The sequence below is a fragment of the Microbacterium sp. HM-570 genome, assembly GCF_054165885.1.
In genome coordinates this window covers 1,108,446-1,125,624 of sequence record NZ_CM135111.1, presented here as the reverse complement: position 1 = coordinate 1,125,624, position 17,179 = coordinate 1,108,446, and the positions used below count along the sequence as shown (strand labels likewise).

Genomic DNA, 17,179 nt, shown 5'->3' with positions numbered 1-17,179 from the left:
GGATGCCGAGGCATCCGGTCCCGTTTCGGTGTCGAGGCTAAGCGAGGGTAGCGCCTGTGGCGTCCGACCAATCGCCCGTCGCGAGGTAGACGACCTTCTTGGCCACGGACTCGGCGTGGTCGCCGAAGCGCTCGTGGTAACGGCTCGCGAGGGTCGCGTCGACCGTCGCCATCGCCTCGCCCTGCCAGTTTTCGCCGAGGACCTTCTCGAAAACCGAAACGTGGAGGTCGTCGAGCTGATCGTCGAGATTGCGAATCTCTTCGGCGATGGCGACATCCTGCGTCCTCAGCAGCTCGGAGAGCTTCTGCGCCATCTGCACGTCGACCTGGCCCATGCTCGTGAAGGTGCTCTTCAGCCCCTTGGGGATCGCGCGCTCAGGGAAGCGGTAGCGGGTCAGCTGAGCGATGTGCTCGGCGATGTCCCCCATCCGCTCGAGCGAGGCCGACATGCGCAGAGCGCTCACGACGATGCGCAGGTCGCGAGCGACGGGTTGCTGGCGCGCGAGGATCTCGATGGCCAGCTCGTCGAGCGCAACGGCCTTTTCGTCGATGATGCTGTCGGCGTCGATGACCTCTTCGGCGAGCGAGACGTCGCTCGAGCCGAACGCCTGGGTGGCCTTCTCGATCGCGGTAGCGACGAGCTCGGAGATCTCGACAAGGCGCCCCTGGACGTCCTCGAGGGACTGATGGAAGACTTCGCGCACGGTGCTGGTCCCTTTCCCGGTCGGTCGGACACGGCGCCCGCGACCTCCGCGATCATCTCCGCCGAAGGTTAACGGATGGTGCCGCTCCGGTGAATAGTACCCGGGCGTGCGCCACGCTCTTGCGGTCCCGGTCCGCCGTTCCCGACGCGTGACCCTACGCTGGGTCTCATGGACCCGGTGCAGATCGCGCTCCTCGCGTTACTTGCGGGAGCGGTGATAGGTCTCGGCGTATCAACCCTCGTCTTTGCGGCATTGCGAGCGGCGGAGCGTGCTGAGGCGGAGGCGGCCGTGACCGTACCCTCCGGTGTTCTGCAGGTGCTCGACGCCATGGAAGGTGCCGCATCCGTCGTGGATGCGTCGCTGACCGTCGTTGCGGCCTCACCCGCTGCACCGGGGTTCGGCATGTCGGCGGGTGAAGTGATCAGCGTCGAAGACCTGCGCGTGCTGGTTCGCGCGACGCGAACATCCGGTGGAGCGGAGAGCGCGCGCTTTCGCATGCGCCGAGCCGCAGGGGGCACTGCTCTGCTTGCGACCGAGGGTCGGCTGGTGTCGGCGCGCGCGGCATCGCTGGACGGCACGCACGTCCTGCTCGTCGTAGACGACGTCACCGAGCAGGAGCGCCTGGAGCAGATGCGGTACGACTTCGTCGCTAACACCAGCCACGAACTCAAGACGCCGGTGGGTGCCGTGAGCCTGCTCGCCGAGGCGATCGAATCTGCCGCCGACGACCCGCCGCAGGTACGTGCGTTCGCTGTGCGACTGCAGGCCGAAGCCGCACGCCTGTCCCGCCTGACGAGTCGCATCATGGGTCTGTCTCGACTGCAAGCCGCGGACGAGCTGCCGGAGCCGCGCGACGTCTCGATCGACGAGGTTGTCGCGTCATCCGTCGAGTCGAACGCCGTGCAGGCGGATTCTGCGGGTGTCGAACTGCTGCGTGGTGGCGACCGGGGGGCGATCGTCCGGGGCGACCCGACCATGTTGATCGAGGCCGTCAGTAACCTGATTGCCAACGCGGTCGCGTATTCCCCGAAGGGGGGACGCGTGGGCGTCGGTGTGCGCGTCGAAGACAAAGTGGTCGAAATCGCCGTCACCGATCAGGGAATCGGCATCGTCGAGGCCGATCAGCAGCGCATCTTCGAGCGTTTCTACCGTGCCGACGGAGCGCGCTCTCGCCGCACGGGCGGCACCGGCCTGGGGCTCGCGATCGTCAAGCACGCCGTTCAGCGCCACGGCGGCGAGGTCCGCGTGTGGTCGCAGCCCGGACGAGGATCGACCTTCACGATCCGGCTCCCGCGCTCATCGGCCCCCGAAAAAACCGAGAAGCCCCGCCGCCGCCGGAAAACGAGCGAGTCGACCAACCGTCGTAAGGCGAACGACACCACGAAGAAACGCCGAGGCGCCATGAACGCCGAACGCGCCCCCGAGGGAGAGAAGAAGACATGACCCGGGTCCTCCTCGTCGAAGACGAACCCGATCTGGCCGAACCGTTGGCCTACCTGCTGCGCCGTGAAGGCTACGAGGTCGAGATCGCCGAAGATGGCCCCGCGGCCGTCTCCGCATTCGAAGAGCGTGGATGCGACATCGTGCTGCTCGACCTCATGTTGCCGGGCATGTCGGGAACCGAGGTGTGCCGACGCATCCGTCAGACGTCGGCGGTACCGATCGTCATGGTCACCGCGAAGGACTCCGAAGTGGACATCGTCGTCGGGCTGGAGCTCGGAGCGGACGACTACGTCACCAAGCCATACTCCGCACGCGAACTGCTCGCCCGTATGCGAGCGGTTCTTCGTCGCACCGCCGAGCCCGACGCCGATCTCGAGGAGCATGTCCTCGCCGGCGGTCGTGTGACCCTCGACATCGACCGCCACAGCGTCTCGGTGGACGGTTCGGAGATCGGTATGCCGCTGAAGGAATTCGAGCTTCTCGAGGTGCTCATGCGCAACGCCGGTCGCGTTCTGACCCGGGGCCAGCTGATCGACCGCGTGTGGGGAAGCGACTACTTCGGCGACACCAAGACGCTCGATGTGCACATCAAGCGCATCCGTTCACGCATCGAACGGACACCGAGTGAGCCGACGATGCTCGTGACCGTGCGAGGGCTCGGGTACCGCTTCGAGTCGGAGTGACGGGCGCTCAGGGAACGAACTGTTCGAGGTAGCTCGTTTCGCCCGTGAGGATGGGCACCTCGACGAGGGAACCCTCGGCGTCGCCGGCCTGGAAGTAGACGGGCATGGTCGCGCCCGGGATCGTGTCGATGTTGGGGAACGGCAGCGGGTCGTTCTCGCCGTCCATGCCGAGGCTGATCGCTTCGCTCGCGGCCAGCCGGACGGTGAGTTCCGTCTTGTCGGAACCCTCGCCGTACTCGACCCGGAGCGTCACGGGGTCGGTGCTCTCGTTGACGAAGGCGGCGAGGAAGTTGCCGTCGATTCCGTCATCCGAGACGACGAGCGCGTTGCGCACGGCGACATCGCCCGTTTTCGCAGAGACGCCGTCGGCGGGTGCGTAGGGGATGAGCGTCGCCTGCGGCGCGATCAGGGCGCACCCGGAAGTTCCCACCAGAACGGCGGCCACAAGAGCCAGAGACGCGAGCCGACGGGATTTCACGGGTCCTCCAGGGAGATCGCAGACATTGCGGTCTCATTCTAGGGGGCCCGCTTGATCGCTGCTGCGCCCGGTGCGCGGCGCACCTTAGCGTATGGTCCCTGTGGTATTCTGTAGGTTGCCGAAAGGACATAACTGCATGCTTTTTGAGGTTGGCGAAACGGTCGTTTACCCGCACCACGGGGCCGCGACGATCATCGAAGTCAAAGACCGGGTCATCAAGGGCGAGACCAAGAAATACCTGAAGCTCAACGTCACTCAGGGCGACCTCGTTATCGAGGTACCCGCAGAGAACGTCGACCTCGTCGGCGTTCGCGACGTCATCGGCAGAGAGGGTCTCGACAAGGTTTTCGAGGTGCTTCGCGCACCCTTCACCGAAGAGCCCACGAACTGGTCTCGCCGCTACAAGGCGAACCTCGAGAAGCTCGCTTCCGGCGATGTCATCAAGGTGAGCGAGGTCGTTCGCGATCTGTGGCGTCGCGACCAGGACCGCGGTCTGTCCGCGGGTGAGAAGCGGATGCTCGCCAAGGCGCGCCAGATCCTCATCTCCGAGCTCGCGTTGGCCGAGAAGACCGACGAAGAGCGCGCCGGTGTCGTGCTCGACGAGGTCCTCGCAAGCTAGGCTCCCGGCGTGAGCATCACGCCATCTCCTCGTGTCGGCATCATCGTCGTCGCGGGCGGTTCCGGCACGCGCCTCGGCGCGGGCACCCCGAAAGCCTTCGTCGGCATCGATGAACATTCGATGCTTAGCCATGCCCTGCGGGGCGTGCTCGCCGCGGGTCCGATGCAGGTCGTCATCGTCGCGCCCGCCGGGCGTGAGGGTGATGCCCTGACCGAGGCTTTGGCCGCGTCGGAAGAGGCCCCCGCGCTCGAGAGTGGTCGTCGGCGCGATCTGATCTCGGTCGTCACCGGGGGCGAAACGCGGCAGCGCTCGGTCGCCGCGGGTCTGGGTGCACTCTGGGCCGATGTCGAGGTGGTGCTGGTGCACGACGCGGCACGGGCCCTCACCCCGCCCGCCGTGTTCGAGCGGGTCGTCGAGGCGGTGGACCGAACCGGGTCGGGCGTCGTTCCGACCCTCCCGGTGATCGACACGATCAAGCGAGTCGGGGGAGATGTCGTCCTCGAGGCTGTCGATCGTGCCGATCTCGCGGCGGCTCAGACCCCGCAAGGGTTTCCCCGCGGAGTGCTTGTCGCGTCCTACGGGAGCGCCGAGCAGGACTACACGGACGACACGGCGCTCGTGGCTGCCGCGGGTCATCCGATTGTCACCGTGCCGGGTGACGCCCTCTCGTTCAAGATCACCACACCGGCCGACATGGATCGCGCGCGAGGACTGATCGTCCCGATCGCGCCCGCACATGCACGCTTCGAAACCGGCGGGCGTGCGCCCCGGGTGGGCGTGGGTACGGACGTTCACGCTTTCGAGGTCGTCGATGCTGCCGGGGACGCTGCCGCCGAGCTCTGGCTCGCGGGGCTGCACTGGCCGGGCGAACCGGGACTGGCGGGGCACTCGGATGGCGACGCCGTCGCGCACGCGATCGTCGACGCACTTCTCTCCGCCGCCGGGCTCGGCGACATCGGCACGCACTTCGGCGTCGATCGTCCCGAGTTCGCGGGGGCACACGCGGATGCCTTCTTGACGCGGACGCGGGAGCTGCTCGGTAACGCGGGCTGGGCTGTCGGAAACGTCTCCGTTCAGTTCCAGGCGAACCGACCGCGATTCTCGACCCGTCGCGCCGAAGCGGAAGCGGCGCTGTCCGACGCTCTCGGTGCGCCCGTTTCGATCGCCGCGACGACGACGGACGGACTCGGATTCCCCGGGCGCGGTGAGGGTGTGGCGGCCTTCGCCGTGGCTCTCGTCATCCCCGTCTGACACCTGCCCGTCTAGCTCGTTCCCGTCTGACGTGTTCCCGTTCGAGCGTCACGCCTCAACGGCGAAAGGCTTCGGATCCCGGGGCGCGCGCGAGCCCCACGCCAGGGTGACGAGGCCGACGGCGAGCACCAGGAGTCCCGTGACGGCGAGAACGCTCAGTTGCTCGCCGAGTACCGTGACACCCAGGATGCTGGCGGTCAGCGGCTCGCCGAGGGTCAGCGTCGCGGCGGTCGCCGCGGTCAGCCCGTTCAGGCCCCACGTGAACAGCACGTAGGCGACGGAGATCGTCCCGATGCCGAGCCATACGGCCATCACCACGCCCGCGGGTTCCCGGAGCCATACAAGGTCGACGAACGGCAGTACGCAGGCCGAGAGCACCGCCGAGCCCACGCCCATCGCGCCGACCACGGTGAACGGGTCCCACCCGTCATCCAGCAGTCGCCGCTGGGCGTTGGCGATGACGGCGAAGGTCGCGCCCGCGCCGACCGAGCCGAGGAATCCGAGGGGGTCAGTCCCGCCGGCGCCCGCGACATCCGTCCCGCCGCCGATTCCCAGGAGGGCGACACCGACGGTGGAGAGTGCCGTGGCGAGCAGCCAGGCGCCGCTCGGACGGCGGCGCGTCAGCGACCACTCGAGCACACCGGCGAGGATCGGCGCCGAGCCGAGCGCGATGACGGTGCCCACCGCCACGCCGTTTCGGGCGGTGCCGAGGAAGAACAGCGGCTGATAGAGCGCGAGGCACAGGCCTGTGAGCGCCATGAGGCCCAGGGGGGCGGCCGTGAGGCGGGGACGCGGGGCGACGGTACCGCGGCGGTGCGCGCGGTGGGCGAGTACGAAGGCGATCATCGCAAGGCCCGTCCCGCCGATCACGAGGCGCACGGCTCCGACCGCGAGAGGCGTGGTGTTTTCGGGGCCGAGCGCCTGCGACGTGCCGGTCGTGCCGAAGAGGACGGCCGCGGCGAGCACGGCGAGGACAGGAAGCACCCCTCAGTTCTACCCCGCCGGGCTCGGGGCGTCGAACCGTCGCGAACCGCTGCATCCGTCGCCCTGATCGAGCGTTTTGTGACGGCTCGATGCGCCGAAGACCCGCCGGTAGTCTAGGCAGGTGACTCTCCGGCTCTACGACACGAAGGCGCAGCAACTGCGCGACTTCGTGCCGAGCGACCCCGGACGCGTCTCGATGTATGTCTGCGGCCCCACCGTTCAGTCGGGCCCGCACCTCGGGCACCTGCGCGGCGCGCTGGCCTTCGACGTTCTGCGCGGATGGCTCGAGCACCGGGTCGGCGCCGTGACCTACGTCCGCAACGTCACCGATATCGACGACAAGGTGCTCGCGAACGCGACGCCCGACGAGAGCTGGTGGGCACTCGCATACCGCATGGAGTTGGCGTTCTCGGACGCGTATGCCGCGATCGGCATCCGTCCGCCGACCTACGAGCCCCGCGCCACGGCCTCGATTCCGCAGATGCAGGAGTTGATCGCTCGACTCATCGCCGAGGGGCACGCCTACGCCGCCGAGGGTGATGTCTACTTCGACGTTCGATCGTGGCCCGCGTACGGCACGCTCACGCGTCAGTCGCTCGACGCGATGGAGCCGGCCGCAGATGCCGATCCACGCGGCAAGCGGGATCCTCGCGACTTCGCGCTGTGGAAGGGCGCTAAGACGGGCGAACCCGATAGCGCAACCTGGGAATCGCCCTGGGGCGATGGTCGCCCGGGCTGGCACATCGAGTGCTCGGCGATGTCGCGTCGGTACCTCGGTCCCGAGTTCGATATCCACGGCGGCGGGCTCGACCTGCGCTTCCCGCACCACGAGAACGAGCTCGCGCAGACCACCGCGGCGGGGGATCCCTTCGCCCGGTATTGGGTGCATAACGGACTCGTCACCGTCGACGGACAGAAGATGTCGAAGTCGCTCGGCAACTTCGTGCTCGCCGAAGACATATTGCGCGCCTACGACCCGCTCGTCGTTCGCTACGCCCTGGTCTCGGCGCACTACCGGTCAAACCTCGACATCACCGAATCGTCGTTCGCCGAGGCGGCGTCGGCACTCGAGCGGCTGCGCACCTTCCTCGTGCGGCTGGGCCGCGCCCGCGGTGGGGAGTACGGATGGCTCGCCACCGACCTTCCCGAGGCATTCGTCGCCGCGATGGACGACGACCTGGGCGTTCCCGAGGCGCTCGCCGTGCTGCACGAGACGGTGCGCGCGGGGAACGCGGCGCTCGACGCGGGAGACCTCGATGTAGCGACGACCGCGGCTATCCACGTGCACACGATGGCGGGGATTCTCGGGATCGACCCGATGTCCGAGCGCTGGCGCGGGCATTCGGACGGCGCGGAGGCCCGCGCATTGCATACTCTGGTCACGAGCCTGATCGACCAGCGTGCGCGTGCGCGCGATGGCAAGGACTGGGCGGCGGCAGATCGGATCCGCGACGCCGTCGCGGCGGCCGGCATCACGTTAGAAGACACCTCAGACGGCACGCATTGGAGCATCGATGGCTAAGCCAGGACGACCCGGCGCGAGCAGGGGCAAAAAGGGCCCCACAAAGGGCACGGGCGGAAAGAACAAGCGCTCGCTCGAAGGTCGTGGGCCGACGCCCAAGGCCGAGGACCGCGCGTGGCACCCGGCGGGTAAGCGCAAGGCCGCGGCCGAACGCTTCACGGCCGCCGGCGGCAAGGGGCGCCCCAGCTCGAACCCGAACTCGGGGCGCGCACCCCGGGCGAAGAAAGACGAAGAAACCGAGGTCGTCACCGGTCGTAACTCGGTGCTGGAGGCGCTGCGGGCGAAGATCCCCGCAACGGCTTTCTACATCGCGCAGCGAGTCGAGATGGATGACCGTGTCAAAGAGATGCTGTCACTCGCGGCGAACCGCGAGATCCCGGTGCTCGAGGTCACGCGCCCCGAACTCGACCGCATGGCCGGCTTCGACGGCGTGCACCAGGGCGTCGCGCTGAAGGTACCCCCGTACGAGTACGGACACCCGCAGGACCTGCTGGAGAAGATCATCGACTCCGGCAAGCTGCCGCTCTTCGTCGCCCTCGACGGCATCACCGACCCCCGTAACCTCGGCGCGATCATCCGGTCGACCGCGGCATTCGGCGGGCACGGCATCATCCTGCCGCAGCGTCGGTCGGCGAGCGTCAACAGCGCCGCGTGGAAGACCAGCGCCGGCGCCGCAGCACGCACCCCCGTCGTGGTTGCACCGAACCTCACCTCGACGCTGAAGGACTTCAAGCGTCAGGGAGTGTTCGTGCTCGGACTCGACGGTGATGGCGATGTGTCGCTGCCCGCACTCGAGCTCGCCGACCGTCCGATCGTGATCGTCGTCGGCAGCGAGGGCAAGGGCCTGTCGCGCCTGGTCGCGGAAACCTGCGACCAGATCGTCTCGATCCCGATCTCTGCCAGCACAGAATCGCTCAACGCCGGCATCGCCGCATCCGTCGCCCTGTATCAGGTGTCGACGCTGCGAGCCTCCGTCGGCGACTGAACGACCCGCTCAACAGAACGCGAAAGGACCCCGGATGTCTCGCATCGTTGTCATCGGAGGAACCGGCTACGCCGGCAGCCACATCGTCGCCGAGGCGGCCCGGCGCGGACACACCGCGTTGTCGGTCGCGCGGACCGCGGCATCCGACCGCCAAGAAGGCGTCACGTACATCGAGGGCTCGCTGCTCGACGTGCCCGGCCTCGTCGCCGAGATCCAGGGCGCCGAGGTCGTCATCCTGTCTGTTCCCGCACGGGGCGAGATGGCGGGGCTCGTCCGGCCCGCCGTGGCCGAGCTCGTCGCGACGCTCCAACCGGGAACGCGGATCGGCGTGATCGGCGGTGCGGGCGGGAGTCTCTCTGCCCCCGGCGGCCCGCGAGTCATCGATCTGCCGAGCTTCACCGAGGAATACAAGCCCGAGGCCTTCGAGGCCATCGGCATTCTCGAAGACCTGCAGGCGGGCGACCCGCCGGTCGACTGGTTCTTCGTGCACCCGGCTGGCGGGTTCGGCATGTGGAACCCCGGTGAGCGGACGGGCTCGTACCGCGACGGCGGCGACGTCATCGTCACGGATGCGGATGGCGAATCCTTCATCTCGGGCGCAGACCTCGCGGTTGCGGTGCTCGACGAGATCGAGGCCCCGAAGCACACGCGCGAGCGCTTCACCGTCGGGTACTAGTCCCGCGTCGAGTCGAGTCGCGTCGTTTCGACTCGCTGGCGCTCGCTCAACGACCGGGGCGCTCGTTCGTTGAGCGAGGCCACAGGCCGAGTCGAAACGCGTGTCAGACGAGGTCGCGCCAGTCGACGGCGTCTGCCTCGGGGTCCGGCTCGATGGGCGCGTCCTCGGGGATGACCGAGAGCGCCAGGGTTTCGGTCGGCGGGCCCATGATGGTGGCCTCGTCCCGGCGATGGCGCAGCACATTGTTGACGTAGGACGTCAGTGCCTCGGCGAGAGGAACGGACGATCCGCGCTCCTGCGACATGTACCACCTGTGCTCCAACACCTGGTGGAACACCTCGGCGGGTTCGAGCTTGGCGCGCAGGTCGTAGGGAATGGCCTTGACGACGGGTTCGAAGACGCGCGTCAGCCACTCGTGAGCGACCATCTCTTCGTCGGCGCCGAGGCGTGAGACCCGGGCGCGGAATTCGTCGAGGTCGTTCAGCAGCCGCCGCGCCTGGTTCTCCTCGACGTCCAGTCCCGTCAGCCGAATCAGACGTCGCTGGTGGTGCCCGGCATCGACGACCTTCGGTTGGATCGAGACGCGCGTGCCGTCGGGGGCTGCCTGGATCGACATCTCGCCGATGTCGAATCCGAGGGCGTTCAGCCGCTGCACGCGTTCGGTCAGGCGCCACGACTCCGCCGACGAGAAGCTCTCTTGATCGGTGAGGGCCGCCCAGAGCGAGTGATACGACGAGAGGATGCCGTCGGCGATCTCGACCGCCTCGACACCGCCCTCGAGCCGGCCGCCCGCCTCGAGGTCCATGATCTCGCCCGCGATATTGGTGCGTGCGACATCGAGGTCGTGCTCGCGCTGGCCGAGGGTCAACCCGTTCTCGTGCAGCTCGCCCGTCTCGGCGTCGACGAGGTACGCGGCGAAGGCGCCGGCATCCCGGCGAAAGAGCGTGTTCGAGAGCGACACATCACCCCAGAAGAAGCCGACGTTGTGCAGGCGCACCAGCAGCACCGCGAGCGCATCGACCAGGCGCGTCGCGGTGTCGGGTCGCAGCACCTGTGTGAACAGGGCGCGGTAGGGGAGCGAGAACTTCAGGTGCGCGGTCACCAGGGCGGCCGGGAGAGGCTCGCCCGAGGCATCCTTGCGCCCCGCGATCACCGCGACGCGGTCGACGCATGGCACGTCGAGCCGGTGCAGGTTCCCGAGCATCTCGTACTCGCGCCGCGCCATCTCGGCCGTCGTCTCTTTCACAGCCACGACGCGGCCGGACAGATTTGCGAAACGCACCAGGTGGCGCGAGAGCCCCTTAGGGAGTGAGACGATCGTGCTGCTCGGCCACTCAGCGAGCGGCACCGACCACGGCAAAGTCAGCAAGCCCGGATCGACCTCGCTCGCGGTGATGTTGAGGGCATCGCTCACGGTTCCTCCTCGGTCGATTTCCGGTCCTGCGGGCGCGGGAAAATGCGTGCGGCGCGGGCCTCCGAGGAGGACCCGCGCCGCACGAGGGAGTTACGCCGAGACGACGGGCTTGTCGCTGAGGCGCTCGCCCGAGACGACGTCGAACACGTGCATGTGTCCGGGGATTGGTGCGAGGCTGATCGTCTCACCTGAACTCGGGTGGCGGCGTCCGTCGACGCGAGCGACGAGGTCGGTGCGCTGGCCGCCCACATCCGCGTGTCCGTAGAGGTAACCGTCGGCGCCGAGCTCTTCGACCAGGTCGACCGTGACCGACAGGCCCGGGCCGTCCGCTCCGGCGAGCACGACGTCCTCGGGGCGGATGCCGATCGTGACCTCGCTGCCGTTCGCGCGGCTGAGGGTGTCGGCCTCGATCGCGACAACCGTGTTGCCGAACTGCACGCCACCCTCGACGAGGGGAACCGTGAACAGGTTCATGGCGGGCGAGCCGATGAAGCCTGCAACGAAGACGTTCTTCGGCGTCTCGTACAGGTCGCGCGGCGTACCCACCTGCTGCAGCAGGCCGTCCTTCAGCACGGCGATGCGGTCACCCATGGTGAGCGCCTCGGTCTGGTCGTGCGTCACGTAGACCGTGGTGACGCCGAGACGCCGCTGGAGCGACGCGATCTGGGTGCGCGTCTGGACACGGAGCTTGGCGTCGAGGTTCGACAGCGGCTCATCCATGAGGAACACCTGCGGCTGGCGGACGATGGCGCGACCCATCGCCACGCGCTGACGCTGACCACCCGAGAGGGCCTTGGGCTTGCGGGTCAGGTACTGCTCGAGGTCGAGCAGCTTCGCGGCCTCGAGCACGCGGGCGGCGCGCTCGTCCTTGCCGATGCCGGCGATCTTCAGGGCGAAGCCCATGTTCTCGGCGACCGTCATGTGCGGGTACAGGGCGTAGTTCTGGAAGACCATCGCGATGTCGCGATCCTTCGGCGGGACATCGGTGACGTCACGGTCACCGATCAGGATGCGGCCCGAGTTGACCTCTTCGAGGCCAGCGAGCATGCGCAGCGACGTGGATTTTCCGCAGCCGGAGGGGCCGACCAGAACGAGGAATTCGCCGTCTGCGACGTCGAGACTCAGCTTATCGACGGCGGGACGCTCGCCTCCGGGGTACAGGCGGGTGGCGTTGTCGAACGTGACGGATGCCATTGTTTTCTCCTTCACCGGCAGGTACGTGCCGGACGATCCGTAGTGAATGGAAGTGGCGGGTGTGAGCCGCCGCGGGCGCATCAGTGCGCCTGTCCGAATTATGGCACAGCAATAGGCGCCCCGTCTGGGTGATTCCCAGCCTCTCTGGTTACCATCGATTGCGGATGTCGCTTTCCCGGGCGCGTCCTACCCGAAAGCACCCGATGCTTTCGGCCCGAGCGATTCAGAGGTTTCATGTCGAGCGATGAGACGCCCAACGTCCCCGCGCGTCGCGACCGCCGCGAGGCGGTCCGCGAGAAGGCGGCGGCCGTGCAGGCCCGCCAGCGTCGTGGACGCGTCGCGCGGATCGTCGTCGGCAGTGTCGTCGTGACAGCCATCGTCGTCGGGGCTGGCGTCGCCGTTGCCTGGACGCTCGGCGAGGCGGCGTCGCAGCCGCAGCTCTCACCCGCCGTGCAGGACGACGGAATCGTGGTGGACTCGATTCCCTCGAGCGTCCTGGCATCCTTCTCCGGGGGCGGTGCGGCGGAAGCCCCGCCCGAGTCTTCCGATGCCACGGCTCCCGATGCGGCGGAGCCCGCCACGCCCGCGCCGACGTCGACCCAGCAGCCGCTGCAGGTCGAGGTCTATGTCGACTACCTGTCCGAGGCATCCTCCGACTTCCAGCTCGCGAACGCCCAGCAGCTGTCGGAATGGGTGTCGGAGGGGGCGGCGGCGATCTCATATCACCCGGTCGCACTCCTGACGGGCAAGTCCAACGGGACCAAATACTCCCTGCGTTCAGCGGGTGCGGCTGCGTGCGTTGCGACGTATGCGCCGACGTCGTTCTTCGCGTTCAATCACAAACTGCTCGAGCAGCGCCCTGAGCTCGACACAGACGGGCTCAGCGACACCGATCTGGCCGTCCTCGCGCAAGCCGTGGGTGTTGAGAACCCCAAGCGGGTCACGCGGTGCATCGAGAACGCGAGCTTCGTGCCGTGGGCGCAGAAGGCGACCGCGCGAGCACTGGCCGAGCCCGTCGCGGGCACCGACGCGGCGCTGACCGGCCCGAAGGTCTACGTCAACGGCACGCCGTACAACGGCGACCTGAGCGATGCGAAGGAGTTCGCGCAGTTCGTGCTCACTCTGGCGAGCGAGGCCTACTTCTCGACGCCGACCCCCACGCCCTCAGTCACTCCGACGACCACCCCGTCGCCGACCCCGTAACGAGTGAGCGGCTCGCTCTCTGCCCGGGCTCACGGCGTGCGGTCGTCGTCGATAGACTGGTGGACCTGCCGACTTGGCGCAATTGGTAGCGCACCTAACTTGTAATTAGGGGGTTACGGGTTCAAGTCCCGTAGTCGGCTCAAGTGCCTCAGGCTGAAGAGTTCCGACAATCGCGACCGAATTGACCGTATTTTTCTACACGAAATGGTCTATTTGTGAGATAATCTCTACATACGCGAGCTTTGGTCGGAGATTCCTACATGGCCATCTTCACAAGTGAGGACTTCTCGAACTCCGCTGAGCCCACACGGCGCGTGCAGAACGGAACTCTGAAACGTGTAGCGCGAGGAATCTACACCGATGAGGTGAGTCTCCCCGCAGAGGAAGTTGTGCGGCTTCGATGGTCTGACATCCTCGCGAAGGTCTTTCCCGGAGCCGTCATCACATATCGGAGCGGCTTCGACTATCGTCCCGTTGACGGCGCAATCTACGTGTCACACCCACGTTCCACGCCGCTGAAGATTCCCGGACTCACCGTATATCCCGACGGGCGGTCGAGCCCTCGGCAGGATGACGACATCCCCATGGGCAAGGGACTCTTCGCGGCCTCGACCGCGCGGGCGCTCGCAGACAACGCCCCTGGACGCGGTCGGCCACCCGTAGACGGACGCCTGCTCACGCGTGCCGAGCTCCACGAACGCATCGCACGGATTGCCGCCGCCCAGCCGCGATCGATGTCGGATCGACTTATCGCGCAGGTAGAGGAGCAGGCGAGCGCGAGTGGCGCTGACGACATCAGGGTCTTCTTCCAAGCCGCCTATGGCGAACGTCCAACGCTCGACAGCGATTCACCAGCCATGCTGGCGGCGTCTCGTGGCGAGAGCTACGACCAAACCCGGGTAGCGCGGTTCAGGGCGTTCGCATTCGGCCTGGGAAACGAGGCCCCAGCGAGTCGCCGACCGGTCGATATCGCCCGCACCGAGTTCATCCCCTTCTACGAGGCCTACTTCTCCAACCTCATCGAAGGCACCGAGTTTCCAGTTCGAGAGGCGGAAGCCGTCGTATTCGAGCAGGCGGACTTCGGTCGGCCACGGGACGCCCATGATGTTCGCGGCACCTATGAGGTCGTGAACAATCGGAAGGAGATGGAGCAGCGTTTCGCCTCGCCCGACGCGTTCATGGATGCTCTTCGTGAGCGCCACTACCGGATGATGTCCCAGCGGCCGGACGTTATGCCAGGGATGTGGAAAGACCGCAACAATCAAGCCGGCATGACGCAGTTCGTCGACTACAGCCTCGTTCCAGGAACCCTACGGGCGGGGTGGAGCATCGGTCAGGAAATTGCAGACCCGTTCCGGCGCGCCGTCTACATGATGTTCATGGTGGCTGAGGTGCATCCGTTCATCGACGGCAACGGACGTTCGGCCCGGGTTGCGATGAACAACGAACTTGTCGCTGAGGGCGAAGAGCGCGTCATTATCCCGACTGTCCTGCGCCTCGACTATTTGAGCGCGCTCACCCGAGCTACCGCCGACGGCGGTCCCGCAGGCCTCTACCGGGTGATGGACTTCGCGCAGAATTGGGTGAGCGTGGGCGACTTCTCGTCGACAGACGCGGGGCTCGAGTACGTGGAGCTGACCAACGCGCTCGTCGATGCCCGAGAAGCGGAACGCGGTGGTTACAGACTCGCCATCCCGCGGCGCAGCGCGATGGGTGGCTACGTGTGGGACGAAGAACCTCGACGCCCGGACCCGCTTGCGCCGTCAGTATCGGGCGGACCGATGCCCTTCTCGCTCGATACTTCGATCGACAGGTAGGCGCCCCTATGTGAGATCGGGCGGTGCGATGGCGGAAGGCGTTCGTGCGGGAAGTGGGTCTCGCAGGGCGCCGAACGGGCTCCGTCCACGCCCCGTCGAGCCGATCCGGAGTCCTCCGCGGAGCCCCCACAGTGCCGGGATGCCGACTGTAAAGTCATACCCGGCCGTCTTCGGAGTAGGGCGCCGGGGTTCACGCCCCGTTGTCGATTCGAAAGGGGGGGAGTGGCAATGCGTCAGCGCCCCCCGGTACTTCTCTCGGCGTTGGGTGCCGTGTCCGTCGGGGCGATGACGGCCATCCAGGCGCGCATGAACGGCGGTCTCGGCAGCGAGTCCGGGGACGGAATCTTCGCGGCGTTCGTGTCGTTCGGATCGGGTCTGCTCATCCTGGTCGTGCTCGCGCCGGTCACCCCCGCGGGTCGAGCCGCGATGCGGAGACTGTTCGTAGGTGTCCGTGAACGGAGCATCCCTTCCTGGATGCTTCTGGGCGGCCTCGCCGGCGCACTCACGACCGCGACCCAGGGCCTGACGGTCGGGTTGCTCGGCGTCTCGCTCTTCACCGTCGGGGTCGTCGCGGGGCAGACGGTCGGCGGACTGGTGCTCGACCGTGTCGGCTACGGTCCCGCAGGAGTCGTTCCGGTCACGATGCGACGCGTCGGTGGGGGAGCGCTCGCGCTCGTCGCGGTCGCTGTGGGCCTGGTCGGCAGTGCCGTGGTTTCGGTGCCGTGGTGGATGCTGGCCCTGCCCTTTCTCGCGGGCGCGGGCATCTCGTGGCAACAGGCGACGAACGGGCGTCTGCGGCAGCGCGTCGAGTCGGCCTTCGCCGCGACGTTCGTCAACTTCCTGGGCGGGACCATCATCCTCGGCGCCGCGGCCGCAATCCACATTGCGGTCGTCGGTCCCCCTGCGGTGCTCCCGACAAATCCCTGGCTCTATCTCGGCGGTGCCACGGGGGTCGTGTACATCTTCGTGTCGGCCGGACTCGTCCGGTACACGGGAGTGCTGCTGCTCGGGCTCGGTTCGGTCGTGGGCCTGCTCGCGACATCCGTCGTGCTCGACGTGGCGTGGCCGACGGATGCAGACCTCGACGTACCGCGCGCGCTCATCGCCGTGGCGATCGCACTCATCGCGGTGCTCGTGGTCGTGCTGCCGCGCCGGCGCTAGGGGCGGGGCATTCGCGAGACGAAGCGCGAGGCATCCACACCGCGTCGGAAGCCACCGCGCGTGCGCTCGGGCTTCTTGCCCACGTACAGCCACCCCAACAGCTCTTCGTTCTTCTTCAGCCCGTGCGCCTTGGCCACGGCCTTCGCCCGCGTGTAGTGCCCGGTGCGCCAGAGGACGCCGTAGCCTGCCTCGTCGAGCAGCAGGCTGAGCACGTGAGCGACACCGGATGCCACGGCCTCCTGCTCCCAGCGAGGCACCTTGTCGCTCTTGCGGTAGCTCGCCACGACGGCGATCAGCAGGGGAGCGCGGCGCGGCTTGCTGGATGCGCCCTTCTCGCCCTCGGCCTTGTTGATCGCGCGGCCGAGCGTCTCACGGTCGTCCCCGCGCAGTTCGATCAGGCGCCAGGGACGCAGCCCGGAGTGATCAGCGACCCGACCCGCGGCCGAGACCAACTCGAGCAGTTCGTCGTGCGTGGGAGCCTCGTCCGTGACCTTCGACCACGAACGCCGCGCGCGGACGGCGTCGAGCGCGGTCACTTCTCGGGCTCGAACGACAGCGCGAGCGAGTTCATGCAGTACCGGTCACCCGTGGGTGTGCCGTAGCCGTCGGGGAAAACATGGCCCAGGTGCGACCCGCACGCGGCGCAGCGCACCTCGGTGCGCATCATGCCGAGCGAGTCGTCCTCGATCAGCTCGACCGCGTCGGGCCGGACGGATTCGTAGAAGCTCGGCCACCCGCATCCGGAATCGAACTTCGTGCCGCTCTCGAAGAGTTCGGCGTTGCACGCGCCGCACGTATAGAGGCCGGCGCGGCCCTCGTCGAGTAGTTCGCCGCTGAACGGCGTCTCGGTCGCGGCCTGCCGCAGCACGGCGAAACGGTCGGCGTCGAGTTCTGCACGCCACTGCTCGTCGGTCTTGGTGATGGTGTAGTCCATCGCACACTCCTGTCTTCCTCTCCATTCAACCCTGCGTGCGACCTGCTGGACGCATCCGCGGGCACCTACGCGATTGAATAAGGGCATGGTGGCGCGGAATCAGGTGGGGCGA

General features: G+C 67.5%; 17 protein-coding genes and 1 tRNA gene. 11 read left to right on the top strand and 7 right to left on the bottom strand.

Annotation, left to right across the window (positions count from 1 at the left end; all coding sequences use genetic code 11):
• Positions 1 to 37 precede the first annotated feature (37 nt).
• Positions 38 to 703, bottom strand: a complete 666-nt coding sequence (phoU, locus tag ACT9TC_RS05260) for a phosphate signaling complex protein PhoU (protein ID WP_458042357.1) — start codon at positions 701 to 703, stop codon at positions 38 to 40.
• A 168-nt stretch (positions 704 to 871) separates the two neighbouring features.
• On the opposite strand from phoU, the gene ACT9TC_RS05255 reads away from it, so the two are divergent.
• A complete protein-coding gene (locus tag ACT9TC_RS05255) occupies positions 872 to 2,146 on the top strand; it encodes a sensor histidine kinase (protein ID WP_458042356.1) in 1,275 nt (424 codons plus the stop codon).
• Positions 2,143 to 2,829 (top strand): response regulator, encoded by a 687-nt coding sequence (locus tag ACT9TC_RS05250; protein WP_458042355.1) that lies wholly within the window; start codon positions 2,143 to 2,145, stop codon positions 2,827 to 2,829. Before ACT9TC_RS05255 ends, ACT9TC_RS05250 begins: the two co-directional genes overlap by 4 nt.
• Before the next feature lie 7 nt (positions 2,830 to 2,836).
• Here ACT9TC_RS05250 and ACT9TC_RS05245 read toward each other — a convergent pair whose 3' ends face one another.
• Positions 2,837 to 3,307, bottom strand: coding sequence for a DNA modification methylase (locus ACT9TC_RS05245; protein WP_458042354.1), 471 nt, complete (start codon positions 3,305 to 3,307; stop codon positions 2,837 to 2,839).
• 136 nt (positions 3,308 to 3,443) lie between these two features.
• On the opposite strand from ACT9TC_RS05245, the gene ACT9TC_RS05240 reads away from it, so the two are divergent.
• Together ACT9TC_RS05240 and ispD are read left to right on the top strand one after the other, a co-directional pair.
• Complete coding sequence (locus ACT9TC_RS05240; RefSeq protein WP_458042353.1) at positions 3,444 to 3,926, top strand: CarD family transcriptional regulator; 483 nt, start codon at positions 3,444 to 3,446, stop codon at positions 3,924 to 3,926.
• Positions 3,927 to 3,935: 9 nt separating this feature from the next.
• The gene (gene ispD, locus ACT9TC_RS05235) at positions 3,936 to 5,177 is read left to right on the top strand and encodes a 2-C-methyl-D-erythritol 4-phosphate cytidylyltransferase (protein ID WP_458042352.1); all 1,242 of its coding nucleotides are present in this window, start codon (positions 3,936 to 3,938) and stop codon (positions 5,175 to 5,177) included.
• A 48-nt stretch (positions 5,178 to 5,225) separates the two neighbouring features.
• On the opposite strand, the gene ACT9TC_RS05230 is transcribed toward ispD, so the two are convergent.
• On the bottom strand, positions 5,226 to 6,161 hold the full coding sequence (locus tag ACT9TC_RS05230) for a DMT family transporter (protein WP_458042351.1): 936 nt from the start codon (positions 6,159 to 6,161) through the stop codon (positions 5,226 to 5,228).
• A 121-nt stretch (positions 6,162 to 6,282) separates the two neighbouring features.
• Between ACT9TC_RS05230 and cysS the strand changes: the two genes are divergently transcribed.
• Genes cysS through ACT9TC_RS05215 form a run of 3 tightly spaced genes read left to right on the top strand, consistent with a single transcriptional unit; the run spans position 6,283 to position 9,344 of the window.
• Positions 6,283 to 7,683, top strand: coding sequence for a cysteine--tRNA ligase (gene cysS / locus ACT9TC_RS05225; protein WP_458042350.1), 1,401 nt, complete (start codon positions 6,283 to 6,285; stop codon positions 7,681 to 7,683).
• Positions 7,676 to 8,668 carry a 23S rRNA (guanosine(2251)-2'-O)-methyltransferase RlmB gene (gene rlmB / locus ACT9TC_RS05220; protein ID WP_458042349.1) on the top strand — a complete coding sequence of 331 codons (993 nt, stop codon included), beginning with the start codon at positions 7,676 to 7,678 and terminating at the stop codon, positions 8,666 to 8,668. The genes cysS and rlmB overlap by 8 nt, the downstream gene beginning before the upstream one ends.
• A 34-nt stretch (positions 8,669 to 8,702) precedes the next feature.
• Positions 8,703 to 9,344 (top strand): NAD(P)-dependent oxidoreductase, encoded by a 642-nt coding sequence (locus ACT9TC_RS05215; protein ID WP_458042348.1) that lies wholly within the window; start codon positions 8,703 to 8,705, stop codon positions 9,342 to 9,344.
• 103 nt (positions 9,345 to 9,447) lie between these two features.
• Here the strand turns inward: ACT9TC_RS05215 and ACT9TC_RS05210 are convergent, their stop codons facing one another.
• Both ACT9TC_RS05210 and ACT9TC_RS05205 read right to left on the bottom strand, forming a co-directional pair.
• Positions 9,448 to 10,758: a DUF4032 domain-containing protein gene (locus ACT9TC_RS05210; RefSeq protein WP_458042347.1), complete on the bottom strand. Its 1,311-nt coding sequence runs from the start codon at positions 10,756 to 10,758 to the stop codon at positions 9,448 to 9,450.
• A 90-nt stretch (positions 10,759 to 10,848) separates the two neighbouring features.
• Positions 10,849 to 11,952 (bottom strand): ABC transporter ATP-binding protein, encoded by a 1,104-nt coding sequence (locus ACT9TC_RS05205; RefSeq protein WP_458042346.1) that lies wholly within the window; start codon positions 11,950 to 11,952, stop codon positions 10,849 to 10,851.
• Positions 11,953 to 12,186: 234 nt separating this feature from the next.
• Here ACT9TC_RS05205 and ACT9TC_RS05200 point away from each other — a divergent pair, with 234 nt between their 5' ends.
• The 4 genes from ACT9TC_RS05200 to ACT9TC_RS05185 all read left to right on the top strand — a co-directional run bounded on the left by ACT9TC_RS05200 (position 12,187) and on the right by ACT9TC_RS05185 (position 16,133).
• Positions 12,187 to 13,155, top strand: a complete 969-nt coding sequence (locus tag ACT9TC_RS05200; protein WP_458042345.1) for a DsbA family protein — start codon at positions 12,187 to 12,189, stop codon at positions 13,153 to 13,155.
• 67 nt (positions 13,156 to 13,222) lie between these two features.
• Positions 13,223 to 13,295 (top strand) — tRNA-Thr (locus ACT9TC_RS05195).
• Between the two features lie 120 nt (positions 13,296 to 13,415).
• Entirely contained in the window at positions 13,416 to 14,972 is a 1,557-nt protein-coding gene (locus tag ACT9TC_RS05190; RefSeq protein ID WP_458042344.1) for a Fic family protein, read from the top strand.
• A gap of 228 nt (positions 14,973 to 15,200) precedes the next feature.
• Complete coding sequence (locus ACT9TC_RS05185) at positions 15,201 to 16,133, top strand: DMT family transporter (protein ID WP_458042343.1); 933 nt, start codon at positions 15,201 to 15,203, stop codon at positions 16,131 to 16,133.
• Here ACT9TC_RS05185 and ACT9TC_RS05180 read toward each other — a convergent pair.
• Together ACT9TC_RS05180 and msrB are read right to left on the bottom strand one after the other, a co-directional pair.
• Positions 16,130 to 16,669 (bottom strand): nitroreductase family protein, encoded by a 540-nt coding sequence (locus ACT9TC_RS05180; protein ID WP_458042342.1) that lies wholly within the window; start codon positions 16,667 to 16,669, stop codon positions 16,130 to 16,132. The two genes, ACT9TC_RS05185 and ACT9TC_RS05180, sit on opposite strands and share 4 nt — an antisense overlap.
• Positions 16,666 to 17,067, bottom strand: a complete 402-nt coding sequence (msrB, locus tag ACT9TC_RS05175) for a peptide-methionine (R)-S-oxide reductase MsrB (RefSeq protein WP_458042341.1) — start codon at positions 17,065 to 17,067, stop codon at positions 16,666 to 16,668. The genes ACT9TC_RS05180 and msrB overlap by 4 nt, the downstream gene beginning before the upstream one ends.
• Positions 17,068 to 17,179 lie beyond the last annotated feature (112 nt).